The 20,895-nt window shown below is 38.7% G+C and carries 15 protein-coding genes; 10 read left to right on the top strand and 5 right to left on the bottom strand.

Annotated elements, in window-relative coordinates:
* The first annotated feature begins 76 nt into the window (after positions 1 to 76).
* Positions 77 to 511 (top strand): hypothetical protein, encoded by a 435-nt coding sequence (locus I597_RS01725; RefSeq protein ID WP_035325832.1) that lies wholly within the window; start codon positions 77 to 79, stop codon positions 509 to 511.
* A 129-nt stretch (positions 512 to 640) separates the two neighbouring features.
* Here I597_RS01725 and I597_RS01720 read toward each other — a convergent pair whose 3' ends face one another.
* Positions 641 to 1,693 (bottom strand): endonuclease/exonuclease/phosphatase family protein, encoded by a 1,053-nt coding sequence (locus I597_RS01720; protein WP_035325831.1) that lies wholly within the window; start codon positions 1,691 to 1,693, stop codon positions 641 to 643.
* A 136-nt stretch (positions 1,694 to 1,829) separates the two neighbouring features.
* Here I597_RS01720 and I597_RS01715 point away from each other — a divergent pair, with 136 nt between their 5' ends.
* Together I597_RS01715 and I597_RS01710 are read left to right on the top strand one after the other, a co-directional pair.
* Complete coding sequence (locus I597_RS01715) at positions 1,830 to 4,607, top strand: carboxypeptidase regulatory-like domain-containing protein (RefSeq protein ID WP_035325830.1); 2,778 nt, start codon at positions 1,830 to 1,832, stop codon at positions 4,605 to 4,607.
* A gap of 26 nt (positions 4,608 to 4,633) precedes the next feature.
* The gene (locus I597_RS01710) at positions 4,634 to 6,040 is read left to right on the top strand and encodes a DUF5689 domain-containing protein (protein WP_035325828.1); all 1,407 of its coding nucleotides are present in this window, start codon (positions 4,634 to 4,636) and stop codon (positions 6,038 to 6,040) included.
* Between the two features lie 329 nt (positions 6,041 to 6,369).
* Here I597_RS01710 and I597_RS01705 read toward each other — a convergent pair whose 3' ends face one another.
* The 4 genes from I597_RS01705 to I597_RS01690 all read right to left on the bottom strand — a co-directional run bounded on the left by I597_RS01705 (position 6,370) and on the right by I597_RS01690 (position 14,242).
* Positions 6,370 to 8,268, bottom strand: coding sequence for an OmpA family protein (locus I597_RS01705; RefSeq protein WP_035325827.1), 1,899 nt, complete (start codon positions 8,266 to 8,268; stop codon positions 6,370 to 6,372).
* Between the two features lie 21 nt (positions 8,269 to 8,289).
* Positions 8,290 to 9,204, bottom strand: a complete 915-nt coding sequence (locus I597_RS01700) for a PorP/SprF family type IX secretion system membrane protein (protein ID WP_035325825.1) — start codon at positions 9,202 to 9,204, stop codon at positions 8,290 to 8,292.
* 51 nt (positions 9,205 to 9,255) lie between these two features.
* Positions 9,256 to 13,026: a choice-of-anchor L domain-containing protein gene (locus I597_RS01695; protein ID WP_052111813.1), complete on the bottom strand. Its 3,771-nt coding sequence runs from the start codon at positions 13,024 to 13,026 to the stop codon at positions 9,256 to 9,258.
* A gap of 229 nt (positions 13,027 to 13,255) precedes the next feature.
* Complete coding sequence (locus I597_RS01690; RefSeq protein ID WP_052111811.1) at positions 13,256 to 14,242, bottom strand: endonuclease/exonuclease/phosphatase family protein; 987 nt, start codon at positions 14,240 to 14,242, stop codon at positions 13,256 to 13,258.
* 69 nt (positions 14,243 to 14,311) lie between these two features.
* On the opposite strand from I597_RS01690, the gene hflX reads away from it, so the two are divergent.
* The 7 genes from hflX to I597_RS01655 all read left to right on the top strand — a co-directional run bounded on the left by hflX (position 14,312) and on the right by I597_RS01655 (position 20,893).
* Positions 14,312 to 15,538, top strand: a complete 1,227-nt coding sequence (gene hflX / locus I597_RS01685; RefSeq protein WP_035325824.1) for a GTPase HflX — start codon at positions 14,312 to 14,314, stop codon at positions 15,536 to 15,538.
* A 50-nt stretch (positions 15,539 to 15,588) separates the two neighbouring features.
* Positions 15,589 to 16,197, top strand: coding sequence for a uridine kinase (udk, locus tag I597_RS01680; protein ID WP_035325822.1), 609 nt, complete (start codon positions 15,589 to 15,591; stop codon positions 16,195 to 16,197).
* Positions 16,198 to 16,260: 63 nt separating this feature from the next.
* Positions 16,261 to 16,551, top strand: coding sequence for an FtsB family cell division protein (locus tag I597_RS01675; protein ID WP_316930951.1), 291 nt, complete (start codon positions 16,261 to 16,263; stop codon positions 16,549 to 16,551).
* On the top strand, positions 16,541 to 17,896 hold the full coding sequence (locus I597_RS01670) for a methylmalonyl-CoA mutase subunit beta (RefSeq protein WP_035325820.1): 1,356 nt from the start codon (positions 16,541 to 16,543) through the stop codon (positions 17,894 to 17,896). Before I597_RS01675 ends, I597_RS01670 begins: the two co-directional genes overlap by 11 nt.
* A 2-nt stretch (positions 17,897 to 17,898) precedes the next feature.
* A complete protein-coding gene (locus tag I597_RS01665; protein WP_035325818.1) occupies positions 17,899 to 18,492 on the top strand; it encodes a hypothetical protein in 594 nt (197 codons plus the stop codon).
* Positions 18,485 to 20,608: a methylmalonyl-CoA mutase gene (gene scpA, locus I597_RS01660; RefSeq protein WP_035325816.1), complete on the top strand. Its 2,124-nt coding sequence runs from the start codon at positions 18,485 to 18,487 to the stop codon at positions 20,606 to 20,608. The genes I597_RS01665 and scpA overlap by 8 nt, the downstream gene beginning before the upstream one ends.
* On the top strand, positions 20,609 to 20,893 hold the full coding sequence (locus I597_RS01655) for a YciI family protein (protein WP_035325815.1): 285 nt from the start codon (positions 20,609 to 20,611) through the stop codon (positions 20,891 to 20,893).
* Positions 20,894 to 20,895 lie beyond the last annotated feature (2 nt).

The following is a 20,895-nucleotide window of genomic DNA, read 5'->3' as shown; positions in this document are numbered from 1 at the left end:
GCCGCTACTGGAAACAGTAGCGGCTTTTATATTTATGAATTATCTTTGACACTCAACCATAATAAATATACATCATATGTACTCAGTTGTTCAGTTTGTCCACTCTTATTGGGCGTATTTAGTCCTTATAGTCCTTGTTATTGCAACAGTAAATGCCCTTTCTAAATTCTTTGGTAAAAAGGAGTATGGAGGTAAGGATATGAGTCTAGCACTGTTTACACTTATAACTATGCACATACAGTTACTTATAGGGCTTGTGTTATGGTTTGTATCTCCTAATGGTTTACAAGCCATAAAAGCAAACGGAATGGGAGGTTTATCTAGCCAGGCTAGACAGCTAGCGGTAGAGCATCCTTTCCTTATGATTATTGCTGTTGTACTAGTTACTGTGGGGTATTCAAAACATAAAAAACAGCGCCTTTCTACGCCTAAGTTCAAGAAGATAGCAATATTTTATACCCTTGCTTTAATTGCAGTACTTGCAATTATACCTTGGTCGCAGTGGTTTTAATATAGCCCTTTAGACTATACCTTTTATGGATAGTGTTACGCTTTCGCGAAAGCGTGATTAAAACAAAAAAATGTCTGCAATCTATTTATTTTAGATTGCGGACATTTTTATTAATAGCTATAATTTCTTTTATTGATCTTCTTTAATAAGGTATACATACACAGGGAAATGGTCACTGTACCCTCCTGTGTAGCCTCCATTTGCAAAGCTTCTGTAGGGGTATCCTTTATAACGCCCTTTAGGATTGCTTAAGTAGTTCTTGTTGTAAATACCGGCTTTATAGTAGCGGTATGAGCTAAAATCTTTATCAAGCAAAGGTGCGCTTATAATAATCTGGTCAAAAAGATTCCAGCCATCACGATAGGCGAGTGTACCAATCCCTTTTTTAAACATAGGCTCCATAGGGTTGTAAAGCATATCATCTTTGACTTTTTCTTTCTTTCCAGACGCTTTCATTGTTTTCTTAACACTAGGGCTTGTAGGGTCGTCGTTGAGATCTCCCATTGTAATGATCTTTGCATAGGGATCATTGCTCTGCAAACTGTCAATTATCTTCATATTAAGTTCAGCAGCGGCGATACGTTTTTTACGACTTCGTGCTTCTCCACCAGAGCGAGATGGCCAGTGATTTACAATCACGTGTATCATATCACCATCGAGCAATCCAGAAACCAAGAGCTGGTCACGCGTGTACACTCTTCTACTTGTGTCTACGTTATCATAAATAAGGAGCTCGTGCTTGCTAATGTTAGTCGGTTTAAAAAGCGCTTTTTGATACATAAGTGCTACATCAATCCCTCGTCTATCTGGCGAGTCAAAATGAGCAATGCCGTAATCTTTAGCAAGTAGTTTTGGATCATTTGCTAGTGCTTCTACTGTTTTTCTATTTTCAATTTCTGCAAGGCCTATGATTGCAGGAGCGTTATTTGTCACATCTGCTCCTATTTCTGAAATGACGCGCGCCATCTTGCTTACTTTATCTTGATAGATTTCTTCGGTCCAGTGATCCTTACCATCTGGTGTGCGATCATCATCATAGGTGATGGGGTCGTTTTCTGTATCAAAGAGGTTTTCTACATTGTAAAAGGCAATGGTATGTGCACGATAGGTTTTGTCTTGTTGCGCTTTCGCGAAAGCGGTAACAGTCAGTAAACCAGATAAGGCGAGTACTTTTAGTTTCATAAATTAGTCGTGTGTTATCTTTTTGTAAACTCTTTTGCAGAGAGCGTGCCAAAGGTACTGAAACGTTCTATTTTGCCTACTTTTGGCCGAGAATCGTAACGGTTTCTTAATAAAACAACCAAAACATCAATTTTTTATGAAGCAATTTACTTTATCGCTTTTATGTGTGTTTATAGCGGTCACAGCGTGGTCGCAAACACAAATAAAAGGTACGGTGATAGATGCTATCACCTCTGAGCCGCTTCCAGACGTTACTTTACGTCTCGAAAAGAGCGCTGCAGAAACAATGACAAATGCTATGGGAGTATTTGTACTTAACAACTTGACCCAGGAAGGAGATCAGATTCTTTTAGTTTTAAAAAATGGTTTTATCACTAAGAGGCTTCCTATTATTCTTACGATTGGGCAAACGCTCAATCTTGATGTGATTACACTAGATGTAGACATCTCTGCAGAGCAGCAGCAAATAGGGTTAATCTCACTTTCTGATAATGATCTTAACAGTGGTGATGATGATCTAGGTAACTTTAATGTGTCAGGACTTCTATCTGCTGGTCGCGATGCTTTTTTAAGCGCAGCCGCTTTTGACTGGAGTGCAACTTTTTTTAGACCTAGAGGTCTCGATAATGCAAATGGCAAAGTGCTCATTAACGGGATTGAGATGAATAAACAGTTTAACGGTAGACCACAATGGGGTAACTGGGGAGGACTAAATGACGCACAGCGTAATCGCGAATTTTCTCAAGGACTTACTCCTAGTGAATATAATTTTGGAGGTCTCGCAGGGGTTACAAATATCGTAATGCGAGCTTCACAAGAACGAGAAGGAGGTAGAATATCATATGCTGCGGCAAATGCCTCATATCAAGGTAGAGTGATGGCAAGCTATAATTCTGGTCTTAATTCAAACGGATGGGCATATAGTGTGTTACTAGCAAGACGTTTTGGAGAAGAGGGTTTTCAAGATGGAACATTATATGATGCAAACTCTATGTATCTCTCTGTTGAGAAAAAAATAAATGATGCACATAGCTTAAACTTTACAGGATTTTATACGCCTAACAGGCGTGGTAGAGCGACAGCTATTACAGAAGAGCAGTTTGACCTAAAAGGAAGAACGTATAATCCTTTTTGGGGCTATCAAGATGGAGAGAAACGTAATACAAGAGAGCGAGAGATAGAAGAGCCTGTTTTGATGCTTAATCACTACTGGACATTAAGCGATAAAACAACAATCAACTCAAACCTGGGCTACCAGTTTGGTTCTATAAAAAGTGGTAGAGTAGATAATGGTAGTTTGAGAAATCCAGCGCCAAACTATTATCAACTTTTGCCTAGTTATGCTTTGCAAGATCCTAATCCTACGGCTTATGATTTTCAGAATGCATACCTACTAGAGCAGGACTTTATAAATGATGGTCAATTTGATTGGAATTCTTTATATCAAGCAAATGCTAATGGAGGCAATTCTAATATCATACTTCAAGACGATGTGATAGATGATAGCCAGCTTAGCGCAAATGTGATAATTAACTCTCAAGTTACAGACGCTATCACTATAGATGGTAATGTGAGCTATAGAGGGTTAAAGAGCGAAAATTATGCACAAGTAAGTGACCTACTAGGGGGAGATGGTTTTCTAGATATAGATAACTTTTCTGTAAGTGAGAGTCAAGACGGGCAAGATGGAGATCTTGCACAGAGTGATGTACGTAACCCAAATAGAGTAGTAGTAGAGGGTGATCGCTATAAGTATAATTATGATATGGATGCGACTGTAGTTTCTGGCTTTGCACAGGCACAGTTTACTTATAAGAAAATAGATTTTTATGTGTCTGGTACAGCAAGTAATACTTCATACCAGCGCACGGGTCTCTATGAGAACGGAAACTTTACAGGTAGTCGCTCTTTTGGACCTAGTGAGAAACTCTCATTTACAAACGGAGGAATTAAAGCTGGTGCAACCTATAAATTATCTGGGCGTCACCTTATAGATGTAAATGCAGGATATTATTCTGTAGCTCCAGGTATACGAAATAGCTTTAGTAATGCGCGTCAAAACAATGATGTAGTTATAGGCTTAGAGTCAGAGCAAATACAGAGTGTGGATGCAAGTTATATTTTTAGATCACCTATAGTAAAGGGACGTCTTACAGGGTTTTATACTGGTTTTCAAAAAGGAACAGACATAGGTTTCTTCTTTACACAAAATAGTATTGCCGGTACAGAAGCCTCTTTTGTTCAAGAGGTTCTTACAAATATAGAACGTAGAAATATAGGAGCAGAGCTAGGTATAGAAGCGCAGGTATTACCTACTCTTAAACTTAAGGCTGCAGCATCTGTAGGGCAATACACGTATGCAAATAATCCTAATATATATTATACATCAGATGATTTTGAGGGGCCTCAAACCTTTGGTGATGGGACAACTGCTATTAAAGATTTGCACGTTGCAGGAGGACCAGAAAGAGCCTACCAACTAGGTTTTGAGTATAGAGACCCAGAATTCTGGAACTTTGGACTTACAGTAAACTACTTTTCAAATTCATACTTAGACTTTAGTAACCTAGCTAGAACAGCAAACTTTAATCAAGACATAGATGGACAGCCATTTAATGATTATGATACAGATGTAGCGAGAGACTTACTAAGACAGACAGAAATAGATGATTACTTTTTGGTCAATATTATAGGAGGTAAATCTTGGAGGGTAGGAGACTACTTTGTAGGCTTTTTTGCAACTGTAAATAATGTACTAGATGAGACCTACATTACAGGAGGTTTTGAAGATAGTAGACGAGCAAATTATAGATCAAGCCTAGAAGAGGCACAAAGAGACACCCCAGTTTTTGGTGATCGTCTATTCTTCGGTAGAGGAACAACATACTATGTAAATGCATACGTGCGCTTTTAATAAAACAATTAAGAAAGATATTTAATATGAAAACAATAAAATTAACCCACGTCTTTGCAGCCATATTTGCGTTGCTTACTATTACTAGTTGTGTGCAAGATGATGATTTTAGCACACCAGATCTTACCGCAACAGATCCTGTTCTTGATGGTGAAGTAATCTCTGTTTCTGCACTTAGAAACTTATTTCTTCAAGAAGGAGAAACGGTAGACCTTACAGAGTCTACACAGTATGTAGAGGGATTTGTGATAAGCAGTGATGAGTCTGGTAACTGGTTTGAAGAAATCATTATACAAGACAACGCTACAGCACCTACTGCAGGAGTACGTATCTTAATAGACGAGAGCCCGTTATTTACATATTATGAGATAGGGCGTAAGATATTTGTAAAATTAGGAGGTCTTCACCTTGGTGAAAGTAACGGTGTGTTAACACTGGGAGTCACAAACAACCTTGAGAAGATACCAGCTCCACTACAATTTGATTACTTACAGCGATCTGCAACGGTAGAGACTATTCTTCCTGTAGAGACCACCATCTCAAACCTAAGTGAAGACTTAGAAAACATTTTTATAAAACTTACAGATGTTCAGTTTGCAAAAGAAGAAGTGATTGATCAAAGTCTTACTTATGCAGGTGAGCCACTAGACGAGTTTGATGGAGAGCGCACTATCTTTAGTTGTGCGACAGAGCAAACACTTATTTTAAGCACAAGTACCTTTGCAAATTTCAAGTCTATAGCGCTTCCTACGGGACGCGGAAGTATTTCTGGAGTACTTACTCGTAATTTCTTTGGAGAAGACTTTAATCTTGCTATAAACGACAGAAATGACGTAGTTTTTGATCAAGTAGAGCGTTGTGATCCGGTAGAGATAGATTGTGGTGTGGCAGATGCGGCAGGAAGTACAATTCTTTTTGAAGATTTCTTTGAGACACAAGCTACAAATAGCCCAATATCTGGAAATGGATGGACTAACTACCAGCAAGAAGGGTCAGAAACTTGGGAGGCATACTCTAGTGGAGGTCAAAACGCCTCTTTAGGTATTTCTGCAAGAGTAGGGTCTTTCCAGTCTGGAGATGATGCCACTATCGCTTGGTTAATCACACCTATGCTAGATCTTCAAGCTAATACTGGTGAGACACTTCAGTTTATGACTTCAAACAGTTTTTCAGACGGTAGTACGCTTGACCTTCTTTTCTCTAGTGATTGGGATGGTACTGAGGCTACTATCGCAACAGCCACTTGGGATGTTTTACCTGCAGGAGTGATTGTAGATGATGGAGATTTCTTTGGAGACTGGATAGACTCTGGTATTGTAGATCTTTCTTGTATTGAGTCTAACGGTTATGTTGCTTTTAGATACAGCGGGTCTGGTGATGCAGATTTTGACGGTACTTTTGAGCTTGACGAGATACAGATCAATGCAAACTAAGTAACGTAGTTATATATACGCTTTCGCGAAAGCGGAATAATACATTTTAAAAACCCACTGTTAGTACTACTAGCAGTGGGTTTTTTATTAAAGCATCAAGGCAACTTAACTAGACTGCTGAAATAAATGTGCTTATCGATAGTTGTCACCACAAGAGGCCGAAAATTAGGCAGTATATAACCGCACGGTTTCTTAAAAGAACATAGTCTGCATTGTAATATCAGGTTACAACTAGCGCTTTACATTAGTTTGATATTACGGTATAAAAAAACCGCAACACTTACGCATTGCGGCTTCCTGGATGGTTGGTTAGTTAATAATTATCCAGTTTATCTAGTGACTATCTTAAAGACAGAGCGTCTGTTAAGTTGATGTTCATCTTCTGTACAGTTTGAACCGCAAGCGATAGCAGGCTCAGACTCTCCTTTTCCTATACTTGAGATGCGGCTAGCATTTATACCTTTGCTTACTACATAATCTCGCATTGAGTTTGCACGACGTTGCGATAAGTTCTTGTTATAAGATTCAGACCCACGTATATCTGTGTGTGACTCTGCACTTATTACCATTGTAGGATATTGCATCATAACGTTCACAAGTCTATCTAGCTCTGCTGCCGCAGATGGACGTATGTTAGACTTGTCAAAATCAAAATAAATAGGATTTAAAACAACCTCTGTTTCTGTAACGACTACTTGATCTATAATAGGTTCCAGCGTTATAGTCTGGTTAACACCAGATTTACCTACCGTAATGTTTTGAATTGCTTCTTTATAGCCATCTGCACTCGCAGTTATTGTGTATGTGCGATTACATTTAGACTGGTAAAGGTATTTACCCGTTGTTGTAGCAGTGTCAGATTCACTTGTGTTATCTTTATTGTTATTTACAACGACAAGAGCTTTATCTATACCCTCTCCAGCTGGATTTACTACTGTGAGAGCAACATCTACATCACAAGGAGGTAGTTGTCCTAATATATAAATGTCATCTCCTCCTTTACCACCGGCACGGTTTGAAGAGATAAAACCTGTATCTGTATCTTGGTTTATATATATTGAAAAGTCGTCTGCTGGGCTATTTATCCCTGGACCTGCATTTTGAGGAATAGTATACGTGTTTGCACCCTTACTTTCTGACATAAATACGTCAAGGCCACCCATACCTATATGACCATCACTTGAGAAATATAGTGTGCCATCTTGAGCTATAAAAGGAAATACTTCTGTACCCTCTGTGTTGATTTGGTTTTTAAGCGCGGTAGGTGTGCCAAATGTTCCATCTTTATTTACAGTAACCATATATAAATCTGACCCTCCTTTTCCGCCAGGTCTATCACTCGAAAAATATAGTGTGTTACCATCTGGACTAATTGCCGGATGACCGGTTGAGAACTCATCACTGTTAAATGGGGCAGATTGTATATTAACCCATTTTCCTCCTACCTTTTCTGCAGTATAGAGATTAATCTGGTTAACTCCAGTCTCATCCTTATCTAGACTTCCTTTATAATAGTCATTGCGGTCAAAATACATACGTTTTCCATCTGGAGAGATCGCTACTTTGCCCTCGTGATACTTTGTATTTACGTCACCTGTTAGTAAAGAGGCTGTTCCTAATTTTGATCCGTCTAGTGTCGCTGTATATATATCTAAAAAGGGTTCGTCATTTAGATTATGTTTTTTGCGATTTGTATTTCTAGCACTAGCAAAGTAAAGTGTGTTGTTACTTACCGCACTCCCATAGTCTGCATAACTTGTATTTAAAGCTCCGGCATTTGTTACGGTATAAGCAGGCTCTTGACTTAAAAGCTGGCTTAGATAATTAGAATTCTTTAAAAAACTAGCAGATCTAGAATCATTGGGTTTTGCCTGAGTAAATTTTTGCATCCAAGTTTTATAGTCTGCTGCGTTACCCTCTGCCTTAAGAGCTTGAGCATACTTATACATAAGATCTGGTGTGAGCTTTGCGCTTTTTCCTTTAATAGCTCTTTTGTAAAAAGAAACTGCTTTTTTTGTATCGCCTAGTATTGCATAGCTTTCGGCGAGTTGTGCATATACATATTTGTCTGCTTTTCCCTTTTCTATAAGTTTGGTGTATTCAGTTATAGCCTCGGTATAAGCAAGTTTCTCAAACAGACCATCTGCTTTCTTTGTGTCTTTGTTTTGTGCTACGGCTCCTGTAGCTGTAAAAATAAGGAGCAATATATATAGGTAAAACTTCTTCATATTAGTGTGCTATGGTTAGATTTAGAAGTATCTAGGTGAACGTAATGCTTTTTTATTACGTAGTATGTTGTAGGTTATAATGATCTCGTGTGAGGATGGGGCTATGTTATTTATCTCAGAAGTAACTGCATCATAAGCATACCCTATTCTAAACTCTGGTGTTGCTTGAAAACCTACTATCCCACTAAATGAATCATCATAACGGTAAGAGACACCTAGTTCAAATTTTTCTAGAAAGAGGGCATTTACATTTGCATCAAAGGAAACTGGTGCGTCAAATGCAGATTTAACCATTACAGATGGTTTGAGTTTTATATTATCTGAAACTTGAAAAACATATCCCGAAGTTATAAAGTAGTGATTAGTCTCAGAGCCTATTTTTAGTTCATTAGTATCTAGATGAACAGAGTTAAGTAAATTAGGTACAGAGAGTCCTACATAAAACTTATCGCTGTATAAGAAAGCTCCGGTCCCTACGTTGGGATACGTTTGATTAATGTTTTGCGAGAAAAACGCATCTCCAGGGTCTTGAAGTTCGAGGTCTACAAGGCCTACCTCGTGAAAGGTTGCCCCAGCTTTAACACCTAAAGCAAGCTTAAAATCGTCACTTACATCTATGGTATAAGAAAAGTCTGCATAAGCGTTAGTTTCTCTTACGGGGCCTAACTCATCTCTTATAAGTGATATTCCTAGGCCTACTTTTTCTGATATTGGAGAGTGAGCTGCTAGGGTGAAAGTTTCTGGTGATCCGTCTAAGCTTGACCATTGGTTTCTATATAATAGGTTTATTGCAAGACCTTCTTTAAGGCCAGCATAGGCTGGATTTACCACATTCATATTATACATATACTGTGTATACTGTGGGTCTTGTTGAGCAACAGACTCATCTATATAAAATAGACTTAAAATTAGCGTTAGTAATAGTAGTTTCTTCATTGTTGTCTCATTGTTAATTCAACTATATCGTAGGTACAATTAGATTTTTGATTATTCTTGATTTAAGTAAATCCACCCTGTAGCTTGAGTTCCATAAGTTGGATCTTCTCTTTCAAGTGAGATTACGTAAAAGTAAGTTCCTGTAGGTAAGTCATCACCTGCATCAGTCTGTCCTCTCCACTCATTTGTATATGAGTCTTGTTCAAATACTAAAGTCCCTAGGCGGTTATATATTTGTAGACTGGTTATTCCAGATCTGTCAGAAAGGAAGCGTAAATCAAGTGTATCATTGAAGCCAGGTGATCCAGATGGAGAAAGACCTTCGGAAATAACACAATTTCCTACCTCATATAGAGTCACATCTACCTGTGCAGTGCCAGAGCAAACCCCTCTAGTTATTTCTACAGTAAAGGTTTGGGTACCTACAGTAGTAGATGGTAATATAACGTCATAGGTAGCACTTGTAGCGCCATCTATTACAGTTCCATTTACAAACCACTGGAAACTAACTCCAGCTGCGTCTGTTGTGGCAGTCAGAGTTTGTAATTCATTAGGACAAGTTTGGAAGTTGTCTATAAGCTGTACATCAAGAATGCTACCTGTAATAAGTATGCTATCTGTAGCAACACAACCATTATCTGAAACAACAACTTCATAATTGCCAAGCTCTACAATCTCAATTGATGAGGAAGTGTCTGGTAATTCTACACCGTCTTGAAACCATTGATAAGTTACTTGTGATGGATCTATATTAGAAGGGCTTGCATCTAAGAAAATAGCATCTTCAAAACAAGTGTCAAAATCGTTTCCTAATTCTATAACAGGTGTTGATCCAAACTCAATATTTACAATTTGACTCTCAGAACAATCATCTACAGTAACAATGACTTCATAAACACCAGTTTCTGTAACAGTAATGGAAGGTGTTGTTTCTCCAGTGCTCCACTCATAAGAAGGGTTTGCTGTATTGCTTCCAGAAAGCGTTGCAGTGAGCTCTATAGAACTTACGTCACAAACAGATTGGTCATCACCTAGGTCTATATCAAAATCTGGACATACAATACTACAGTTGGTATTTCCATCACCACCGGTTTGACCTACACTTATAAATCCGCTTGATCCATTAAAATTCGTAATGAGAAGTATGTAAACCTCACCAACTTGAGCGTCAGGAATTGTAAATGTCTCAACAGCGGCTGCAGAGAAGCTACAATCTACACTTGTACTTGGATTTAAGTTCTCACAGGCGTTATCTGGACTGTCAAATGGTCCCCAAGCTATAAAATCTACATCTAGTTCAGTGCCTGTAGGGTTGCCATCTGCGTCAAAAGCTGTGTTTTGAACAATTTCTAAGTCTATATCACCTTCTTGACCTATTTCAAGGTAAAACCAGTTAGGGTTAGGTTGAGAAAATAAACACTCATAATCAATGCCATCTTGAGCCGAAGATCCATCAGAAGTATTTTCAAAAATGAGGCCCTCTTGACTACATAGTGGTTCAATATCATCACAAGTTGCAGGTGGAGTACATTCTATAGATAATTCAAAACCACCAGTAGCGCCATTTTCTCCATACACATAGATTAAATATTCTGTACCTACAGTTGTAACAAACTCAACTTTAGATTGCTCTGTGCCACCAAAATCGTCATTACCCTCTACACATATGAGCTCTTCACAAGAGCCAGAATAAATCTGTAAGCCAGTATCAAATGTTGAGTCAAGTAAACTAAATTCAGTGCTATCACCCGTACCAGTAAATGTAAACCAGACTCCTGGAGAGTCTCCTGCACCTATATTTCCACAATCTTCTAATGGAACATCTGTTGCTGGCGCTCCAACTATAGTTCCAGTAGCGGTATCACCACAAAGTAGTTCTTCGGCATCAAGGCAACCTAGAGGAGCTTCAATACAGGTGACAGTAAGCTCATAATCTCCTATGCTTGATCCAAATCCAAAAACATAAATTGTATATTCTACACCTTCTACAGAAAGAAAGTCTACTTCAGATTGTAGACCGCAAGAATCATCGTTTCCATCTACACAAGTTAAAGCGTCACAGATACCTGTGAATACTTGGAGTTTTGTATCATATGTAGAGTTACACATTGCTAGTTGTATAAGCTCTCCTGTTCCAGTAAATGTATAGTAGTTTCCTGGAGCTCCAGGACCTGTTCCACAAGTTCCAGGCTCACCAGTTGAGGTAGATCCTACAGTTGTTCCTGTTACAGTGTCTCCACATACTAGTGGTAGGGCATCTGGACATAAATCATTTATATTACAACTAGAGCCATCCTCGTTAGCTTGATTAATTGTTAATGTATCGGTCCCAACACACCCTTCAAAGGTTACAAAAACTTCATACACTCCTGGGGCAGTCGCTTCTAGTGTGGTAGAGGTCTCTCCCGTTATAAGAGTCCCGTTTAAAAACCATTCATAAGTTGATCCGTCAGGGTCTACATTAGATGGAGATCCATCTAGAGTGACAGCATCTTCAAGACAACTATTGATGTCTTCCCCAAGGTCTACAATAGGCGCTAGGTTAAAAGTAGCAATAGCATCATCTGTATAGGTACATCCAGCATCAAAAATAGCTTGTACTGTATAATTTCCTGATGCTGTTGCGCTTATAGATGGTCCTGTTTCCCCTGTTATAACAGTTCCATCTAGACTCCAAACAAATGTTGTTGTACTTGCGGGTAGGCCTGTGTCTAAAGTTTCGGTTTCTCCCATACAAGAAACTACATCATCAATATTTACTGCAGGTTCAGAAATAAACTCGACTGTTATATCGTCTCGTACTTCACAATCTGGTAAATCTGTAAGAGTTACTACTACGCTATATTCACCAGGCTCAGTAACAATTAGTGTTGATGCTGTTTCTCCAGTTATAACTACGTCGTTAAGCAACCAGGTATAAGTTTCTGCATCTGGATCTGTAGCATCTAGAGTAACAGGGTCTCCTTCACAAGATGCAAGGCCATTTTCAACGAGTAAATCTTCACCTAGATCTGTATTTGTAACGTTAAAACTACCAGCCTCAATAAATACTGCAATGTCAAAAAGACTATCTGTTTGGTCTGCTACCACAAGTTTAATAGTGTATGAATTTCCCGGTACTACTGTGGTAGATGCGGTAAGCTCGACAGTTTGACCATTAAAGTTTGTTGCAGCTGTGTTTTCATCATTAAAAGGAAGGAAGTTGTACTGCCCAAAAAACTCTTCATTTACTGCAGTACAATTATTAGGTACTTCAGGTCTTATGTTTGTCACTTCTATTGGAGTGTTTGTACCTGGAAGCACTGCTAGATTTACAGAGGTGCCAGTATCATTATCAGTTAAGATAAATGCAAATGCATCTGTAAATGTGCACTCAAAATTTTGATTATATTCTTCTGATGCCATTAAGAAATCAAAGCTCAATTGCTCAGTAAAAGGAGTAAAATCAAACTGTATAAATGAAGCGTTATTTGTTGCCGTTGCACCAGTAAAGTTTTCTAAGTCTGTATCTCCTGGCCAGGCTGCCCCACCGTTGCTTTGCGTAGTAAGGTTAGGGCCTGGTGCCGTAGATACGCTACCAGAACTTAGTACTACTCCCGCTTCAAAGGGGAAGTTGCTACCATTTGCATTAAAAGCACCCACGCCATTTACAGATGCAAAATCTGTACCTGTACTTTGTATAAAGTTCTCAGTTCCTGCACAAGAGGCGTTTATGAGAATATCTTCTACGAGTTGTTGTGTTGTTAGTGATTCGTCTACAGTAATTTGTGAAAATAATGCCGAAGGGATAAGCCAAAGTAGGGAAAGTAAAAGTCTCTTCATTTGATTGGGTTTGTCGTGAGTTATAGCCTTATAGTTGAATAAAGAAATATCCTTAAATCACATAGAACTGCACGATTATGATGCAAATTATGTAATGAATACGCTATAAAGCTAAATTATATACACTGCTAAAGTGTAACAAATAAAGCAATCTTCAAACAATTAACAAAAATATTGGATATAATACTTTATAAACCCGACAACCGACTTCTTTCCTACTTGGTAAATTCTAGTTTTTAACAGTTGCCGTTAAAATTGTATAGACAGGGAAGTGGTCACTATAACCACCCAGGTAGTTTTTACCAGCATATGTTCTAAAGGGATTACCTTTAAACTTCCCATCGTACTCTGTGAGATAAAAATCATTATAAATGTCAGACTTCTCATAAAGAAGGTCATTGTCATAAATACGCACAAAGTTGTTTGAAAAGATAATTTGATCAAAGATGAACCACTCATAATTATAATTAAGACTACCCTCATATCTCGTCCCGAGATAAAGCATCGGGTTGTAAAAGTCAGTTTTAACCAGGTGTTTTTTTATGCTCTCACTGTGTGGTCCATCATTAAAGTCACCCATTATAATCACCCTTGCTTCTGGATTTTGTACGACAAGATTGTCTATAAGTTCTCGATTTTTTTGAGCGGCTTTTATGCGTTTGTGAGAAGTTTCATTTGCTCCTCTACGTCGAGATGGCCAGTGATTTACAAGTATATGTACCTCCGTACCTAGCAAGTTACCTTGCACGTATAAAATATCTCTGGTATAATCACGATCTCCCTCCTCTGTCTCTAGATATAATGTGACGGCCTCACTCTTATGTACCGTAAAATCTTTCTTCTTGTATAGAAGTGCTACATCTATACCACGCTCATCTGGAGAGTCATAGTGCACAATGCTATACCCTTCGTCATCAAGCTTACTGGTTTTTATTAGTGCTTTTAATACAGCCTTGTTTTCTACCTCTGCCACGCCTAGTAAGCTTGGTGATGTCGTAGTCTCTTTTTTTCCTATTTTAGAAATAACCTTAGCCAGTTTTTTAACTTTTTTGTCAAACTTATAAGAGTTCCACTCCTTAAAACCACCTGGTGTAAAGTCGTCATCTAGTGTTGCGGGGTCATTTTTTGTGTCAAAAAGGTTTTCAAGATTGTAAAAACCTATGGCACATTTTATTTTTTTGGTTTGCGCTTTCGCGGAAGCGGATGTATCCTCCATATTAAACAGTATCTATGAGACCCACAATTTAGTCAAAAAGACTGCAATCCATTTGCTACCTTTGTATTTATGCTGGAAGTTGAAAAAATAGAATATGAAAAGTGCATTCTTGTAGGGCTTGTAACCCAAAAACAAACGCACGAAAAAATGACAGAATACCTTGATGAGCTCGAGTTTCTGGCCTACACGGCAGGAGCAGAGGTTCTTAAGCGTTTTAGTCAAAAATTAGAACGTCCTAACCCTAAAACTTTTATAGGGACTGGTAAGATGGAAGATGTAGCTGCTTATGTAGAGCAGCACGATGTAGGTACAGTCATTTTTGACGACGAGCTTACACCGGGACAGCAGCGTAACATTGAGGCACTACTTAAGTGTAAGATTGTAGATCGTACATATCTCATACTAGATATTTTTGCACAACGAGCACAAACTAGTTATGCACGTACGCAAGTAGAACTTGCCCAGTATGAGTATCTCTTACCACGTCTAGTAGGTTTATGGACACACCTTGAGCGCCAGCGTGGAGGTATAGGTATGCGTGGTCCTGGAGAGACAGAAATTGAGACAGATAGACGTATCGTACGTGACCGCATCACCCTGCTCAAAAAGAAGATGAAAACCATAGACAAGCAAATGTCTACACAACGTGGTAACCGTGGTGCACTGGTGAGAGTAGCCCTTGTAGGATATACAAATGTGGGTAAAAGTACTCTTATGAATGTGATAAGCAAGAGTAAGGTGTTTGCCGAAAATAAACTCTTTGCAACCCTTGATACTACTGTGCGTAAGGTGGTAATAGGTAATTTACCATTCTTACTTTCAGACACCGTTGGGTTTATAAGAAAGTTACCTACACAACTAGTAGACTCTTTTAAGAGTACACTAGATGAGGTGCGCGAGGCAGACTTATTATTGCACGTGGTAGATATTTCACACCCACAGTTTGAAGATCATATTAATGCCGTAAATAAGATTCTTGATGAGATAAAAAGTATGGATAAACCCACGCTTATGGTCTTTAATAAAATTGATGCATATAAGGCAGAGGCTTATGATGATGATGATCTTATGGTAGAGCGCACCGGTGCTCACTACTCACTAGATGAGTGGAAGGAGACCTGGATGTCACGAACTAATGGTGATGCGATATTCATTTCGGCGCTTAATAAAAACAACTTTGATTCCTTTAGAAAGAAGGTATACGAGCGCGTGAGAGAGATACATGTAACACGTTTTCCATATAATGAGTTTTTATACCCAGAGTATATAGATCAATACGGACAAGAAGAGGAATAAAAAGATTAACGCTTTCGCGAAAGCGTACTTAAAACAACACAATTACAATTATGCTCATAATAGGTATAGGTGGAGGTACCGGTAGTGGAAAAACTACCGTAGTAGATCAGATAGTTTCAGACCTTCCAGAAGGACAGGTAACGGTTATCTCCCAAGACTCATATTATAAAGATCTTTCTAGCCTCTCTATGGAGGAAAGAAAGAAAGTAAACTTTGATCACCCTAATGCGATAGATTTTCCATTGCTGTGTCAACATCTCAAAGAACTTAAAGAAGGAAGGAACATATTACAACCAGTATATTCATTTGTTGCACATAACCGTACAGAAGAGACGGTGCTTACCACGCCTACTAATGTGATGGTGGTAGAGGGTATCCTTATACTTACAGATCCTGCTATTAGAAATCTATTTGATATCAAAGTTTTTGTACACGCAGATAGTGATGAGCGATTAATACGTCGTCTCAAGAGGGATATTGCAGAGCGCGGTAGAGATCTAGATGAAGTGCTTAATAGGTATCAAACCACACTTAAGCCTATGCATCAACAGTTTATTGAGCCTACTAAAGAATTTGCAGATATTATTATACCAAACAATAGGTATAATACTGTTGCTGTAGATATTGTACGAAGCATTATAAACGAACGTTTAAATTAAGGTTTTACTATATTTACTACAATGGGTGTCAAAGAGCTGAGGCAAAAAAAATGGTTTAGAGTATTGAGTAATAAATATTTACTCATTACCATCATTTTCTTAATCTGGATGCTGTTTTTTGACGGGAGTTCATACCTATTACATAGAGAGCTTAACCAAGAGCGAGATAAGTTAAAGGGTAACCGTGATTATTTTAAAAACGAAATTTCAAAGGATAATGCTCAAATACTACAGCTCAAAGATAGCGCAGGTTTAGAGCGGTTTGCTCGTGAAGAATATCTTATGAAAAAGGATAACGAAGAGATTTACATTATTGAATATCAAGATAGTTTAAAACAGGAAAATGAAGACTAGTTTATTTTCAGAATTTGATCCAGTATCTGCAAAAGCATACAAACAGAAAATACAGTTTGATCTTAAGGGTGCAGATTATAACGATACACTTGTCTGGCAGAGCTTAGAGGGTATACACGTACGTCCTTTTTACCATAAAGATGAGGTAAAAAAAACGGCAAACATCACACTACCTAAGCATTGGTTTATAGGAGAGAAAATTTTTATAAATCAAGCAGTACAGTCTGCAGAGACGGCAAATAATGCTATAGTAAATGGTGTAGAGGCTGTTTATTTTCAAGCCAATAAGCCTTTTGATATAGCTGCGTTATTTACAACGCTTAGTGATGCCTCTGTGCCTCTGTATTTTGATCTGTCATTTTTAGACGCACAATTTTACAAGGAGCTATATCGATATAGTGATAAGTATGAGCTCGTAGTAAAGCTGGATATTATTAACCATCTTGCTTTAGATGGTAACTGGTTTACAAATCTCAATAAGGATCATAAAGATTTTAAAGAAGTTATACAAGAAGCAGCGCCATCCTTTACAATAGATACTACACTTTATCAGAATGCTGGAGCAACTATGGTCCAGCAACTGGCATACGGTATGGCACAGCTGGCTGAGTATTTAAATTTTTGTGAGCAAGAAAATCTTAAACTGGAGGAAGTAGTTGTCGAGGTAAGTGTAGGTACAAATTACTTTTTTGAAATTGCAAAGCTTAGAGCATTAAGAGAATTAGCACAAACTGTTTTAAGTGCTTTTTCTTATCAAGACACAGCAATTAAAATCGTAGCGCACCCCAGCCGTAGAAATAAAACTATTTACGACTATAACACCAATATGTTGCGTACCACTACAGAGTGTATGAGCGCAGTTTTAGGAGGAGCAGACTGGGTGGTAAATATGCCTTACGATGCGTTGTATCATAAAACAAATGATTTTGGACAGCGCATATCTCGAAATCAATTAATAGTGCTCAAAGAAGAAAGCTATTTTGATGCGGTACAAAATCCTTCAGATGGATCTTACTATGTTGAGGAACTCACCCATCAGCTAGCGGAAAAAGCACTTACGCTGTTTAAGGATATAGAGCGCAATGGGGGTCTATTAAAACAACTCAAAGACGGAACCGTACAACGCAAGATTAAAGAAAGCGCAACTAGAGAGCAGCAGCTTTTTGATGAGGGAGTCATTACTTTATTAGGAACTAACAAGCATCCTAATCAAGATGATAAGATGAAGGATAATCTTGAGTTATATCCTTTTGTAAAAATAAACCCACGCAAAACAATAATCGAACCTATAATAATGAGACGTCTCGCAGAAACTGTCGAAAAAGAGCGTCTTAAAACTGAGTAGATATGATAAAAATTAATCAACTAGTAGTAGTGGTTCTCCTTTTGTCTGTAAGCCTAATATCTTGTGACAACAAGAAAGAACTTGCACTACAACATTCAGAAAAAGAAAGTATAACTACCTGTGGTGGTAAAGATAGCTCGTTGCTTAACGAGGCGCTATATCAATTTGAACAAGATATTACAGAGGCATATGATCCAGAGGCAAAAATTTTAAACAGCGCGTACGGTCGCTACTTGTATGTAGGTTTTACGGGTACAGCAGAGTTTGACAGAGTTGCAACAAGTCACTCCATTGCTATTTATAAAGAATTACTGGCTCGCAATATTTTGCTTGAAGATGGAGGCACTAGTAATCTTAACTATAAGCATCCTGCAGTGCAGTGTGTTATAAATAATATGGAAGATAAAGATCTGTCTACCACTATAAATGCCCTTGTAGAGACTAATACTATGAACCCAAAATTGTTTAACTCACGTATGCGTAATTTTGGGAGACAAGCAAAAGATCAAAGAGTCACTGCGCTCTATGTGGCACTAGATGCATTTTATCAACATCTTGCGCCAGTAGCGCAAGTAGCGCAAGAAAGTAATGAGTAGAAGAGACGTACAACATATCACCCTTGGGGCTCAAGTAAGAAGTAGTTCTCAACAAGATGTGGTTTTAAAAACCACTGCCGAAAAGATAGATGTAAAATCGACCTATACTCCAGAAGACGTTAAAGATCTAGAGCACTTAGATTTTGTGGCCGGTATGGCGCCTAACTTACGCGGGCCTTACAGCACAATGTACGTAAGAAGGCCTTGGACGATACGCCAGTATGCAGGTTTTTCTACTGCAGAAGATAGTAACGCATTCTATCGTAGAAACCTTGCTGCAGGCCAAAAGGGACTCTCGGTAGCTTTTGATCTCGCAACACACCGTGGTTATGATAGTGATCACGAGCGCGTAGTAGGAGATGTGGGTAAGGCAGGTGTGGCGATAGACTCGGTAGAGGATATGAAAATCCTTTTTGACCAGATACCGCTAGATAAAATGTCTGTCTCTATGACTATGAATGGAGCAGTGCTTCCTATTATGGCATTTTATATAGTCGCAGCACAAGAGCAAGGAGTAGATACGGCGCTACTTTCGGGTACAATCCAAAATGATATTCTTAAGGAATTTATGGTGCGTAACACGTACATATATCCTCCTACACCATCTATGAGAATTATCTCAGATATCTTTGAATATACAGCAAAGGAGATGCCTAAATTTAATAGTATCTCAATCTCTGGATATCATATGCAAGAAGCTGGAGCAACTTGTGATATAGAACTCGCATACACCCTAGCAGATGGGTTGGAGTATATAAAAACTGGGCTTGCTGCTGGGATGGATATAGACAGCTTTGCACCAAGGCTTTCGTTTTTCTGGGCAATAGGGATGAACCACTTTATGGAAATCGCAAAGATGCGTGCCGCCAGAATGTTATGGGCAAAAATTGTAAAACAATTTAACCCTAAAAACCCTAAGTCTCTTGCCTTGAGAACGCACTGTCAGACTAGTGGTTGGAGTCTTACAGAGCAAGATCCATTTAATAACGTTGCACGCACAACTATTGAGGCTGCAGCAGCGGCTTTTGGAGGGACGCAGAGTTTGCACACAAACGCATTAGATGAGGCCATTGCCTTGCCTACAGATTTCTCTGCACGTATTGCTCGTAACACACAAATTTTCTTACAGCAAGAAACACATATTACAAAGACTGTAGACCCGTGGGCGGGTAGCTATTATGTAGAGTCTCTCACAAATGATATTGCTCATAAAGCCTGGGAGCTTATTCAAGAAGTAGAGGAGCTAGGAGGTATGACTAAAGCTATAGAAGCTGGTATTCCTAAACTTAGAATAGAAGAGGCAGCTGCTAGAAAGCAAGCCCGCATAGATAGTGGTCAAGATATTATAGTAGGAGTTAATAAATATAGACCTACAGAAGATGAGCACCTAGATATACTTGATGTAGATAATACAAAGGTGCGTGATGGCCAGCTTAAGCGTCTGGATCAAATCAAAAATGACAGAGACTCAGCTAAAGTTTCTCAAGCTTTAGAGGCGCTTACAAACGCAGCTAGAGAGGGCAATGGTAATTTATTATCACTTGCGGTTATAGCAGCTAGAGAAAGAGCAACCCTAGGAGAAATTTCAGATGCACTAGAGGAGGTTTATGGGCGTCACAAAGCGCAGATACAATCCTTTAGTGGTGTATATAGCAAAGAGATGAAAGAAGATTCCGCTTTCGCGAAAGCGCAACAACTCGCAAACCAATTTGCAACACAAGACGGGCGTCGTCCTAGAATTATGATTGCCAAAATGGGACAAGACGGTCACGACCGTGGAGCAAAAGTAGTAGCAACAGGATATGCAGATATAGGGTTTGATGTGGATATAGGGCCGCTATTTCAAACACCTAAAGAGGCAGCGAAACAAGCAGTAGAAAATGATGTGCACATACTAGGAGTCTCATCACTTGCGGCTGGTCACAAAACATTAGTACCTCAAGTAATCGAAGAATTAAAGGCGCTAGGAAGACCAGATATTATGGTGATTGTGGGAGGAGTGATTCCACAGCAAGATTATGAATTTTTATTTAAGGCTGGAGCCGCAGCAGTTTTTGGGCCTGGAACAAAAATAAGTGAGGCAGCGATAGGTCTTTTAGAGATTATGATGGACTAGATGAAATATTACATCCTTACATATACTTTTGTAGAAAATTATTTAGAGAAAAGAACGCCCTATCGCAAAGATCATTTTGAGGTTGCAAAAGCAGCTGTAGCTGCGGGCAGTCTTCTACTAGGTGGTGCTACAGAAGGTCCTGGTGAAACAGGTGTGCTAATCCTTCAAGTAAAAGACAAATCACAAGTTGAGACATTTGCGGCACAAGACCCTTATGTGAAAAACGGTATTGTTTCTTCTTGGGAAATTAAAGAGTGGAATGTTGTGCTAGGTTCAAAGTTATAGTA

The organism is Dokdonia donghaensis DSW-1 (assembly GCF_001653755.1).
GTDB classification, from domain to species: Bacteria; Bacteroidota; Bacteroidia; order Flavobacteriales; family Flavobacteriaceae; genus Dokdonia; species Dokdonia donghaensis.
Note: the sequence above shows the minus strand (reverse complement) of the source record. Positions and strands in the feature narration are given on the sequence as shown.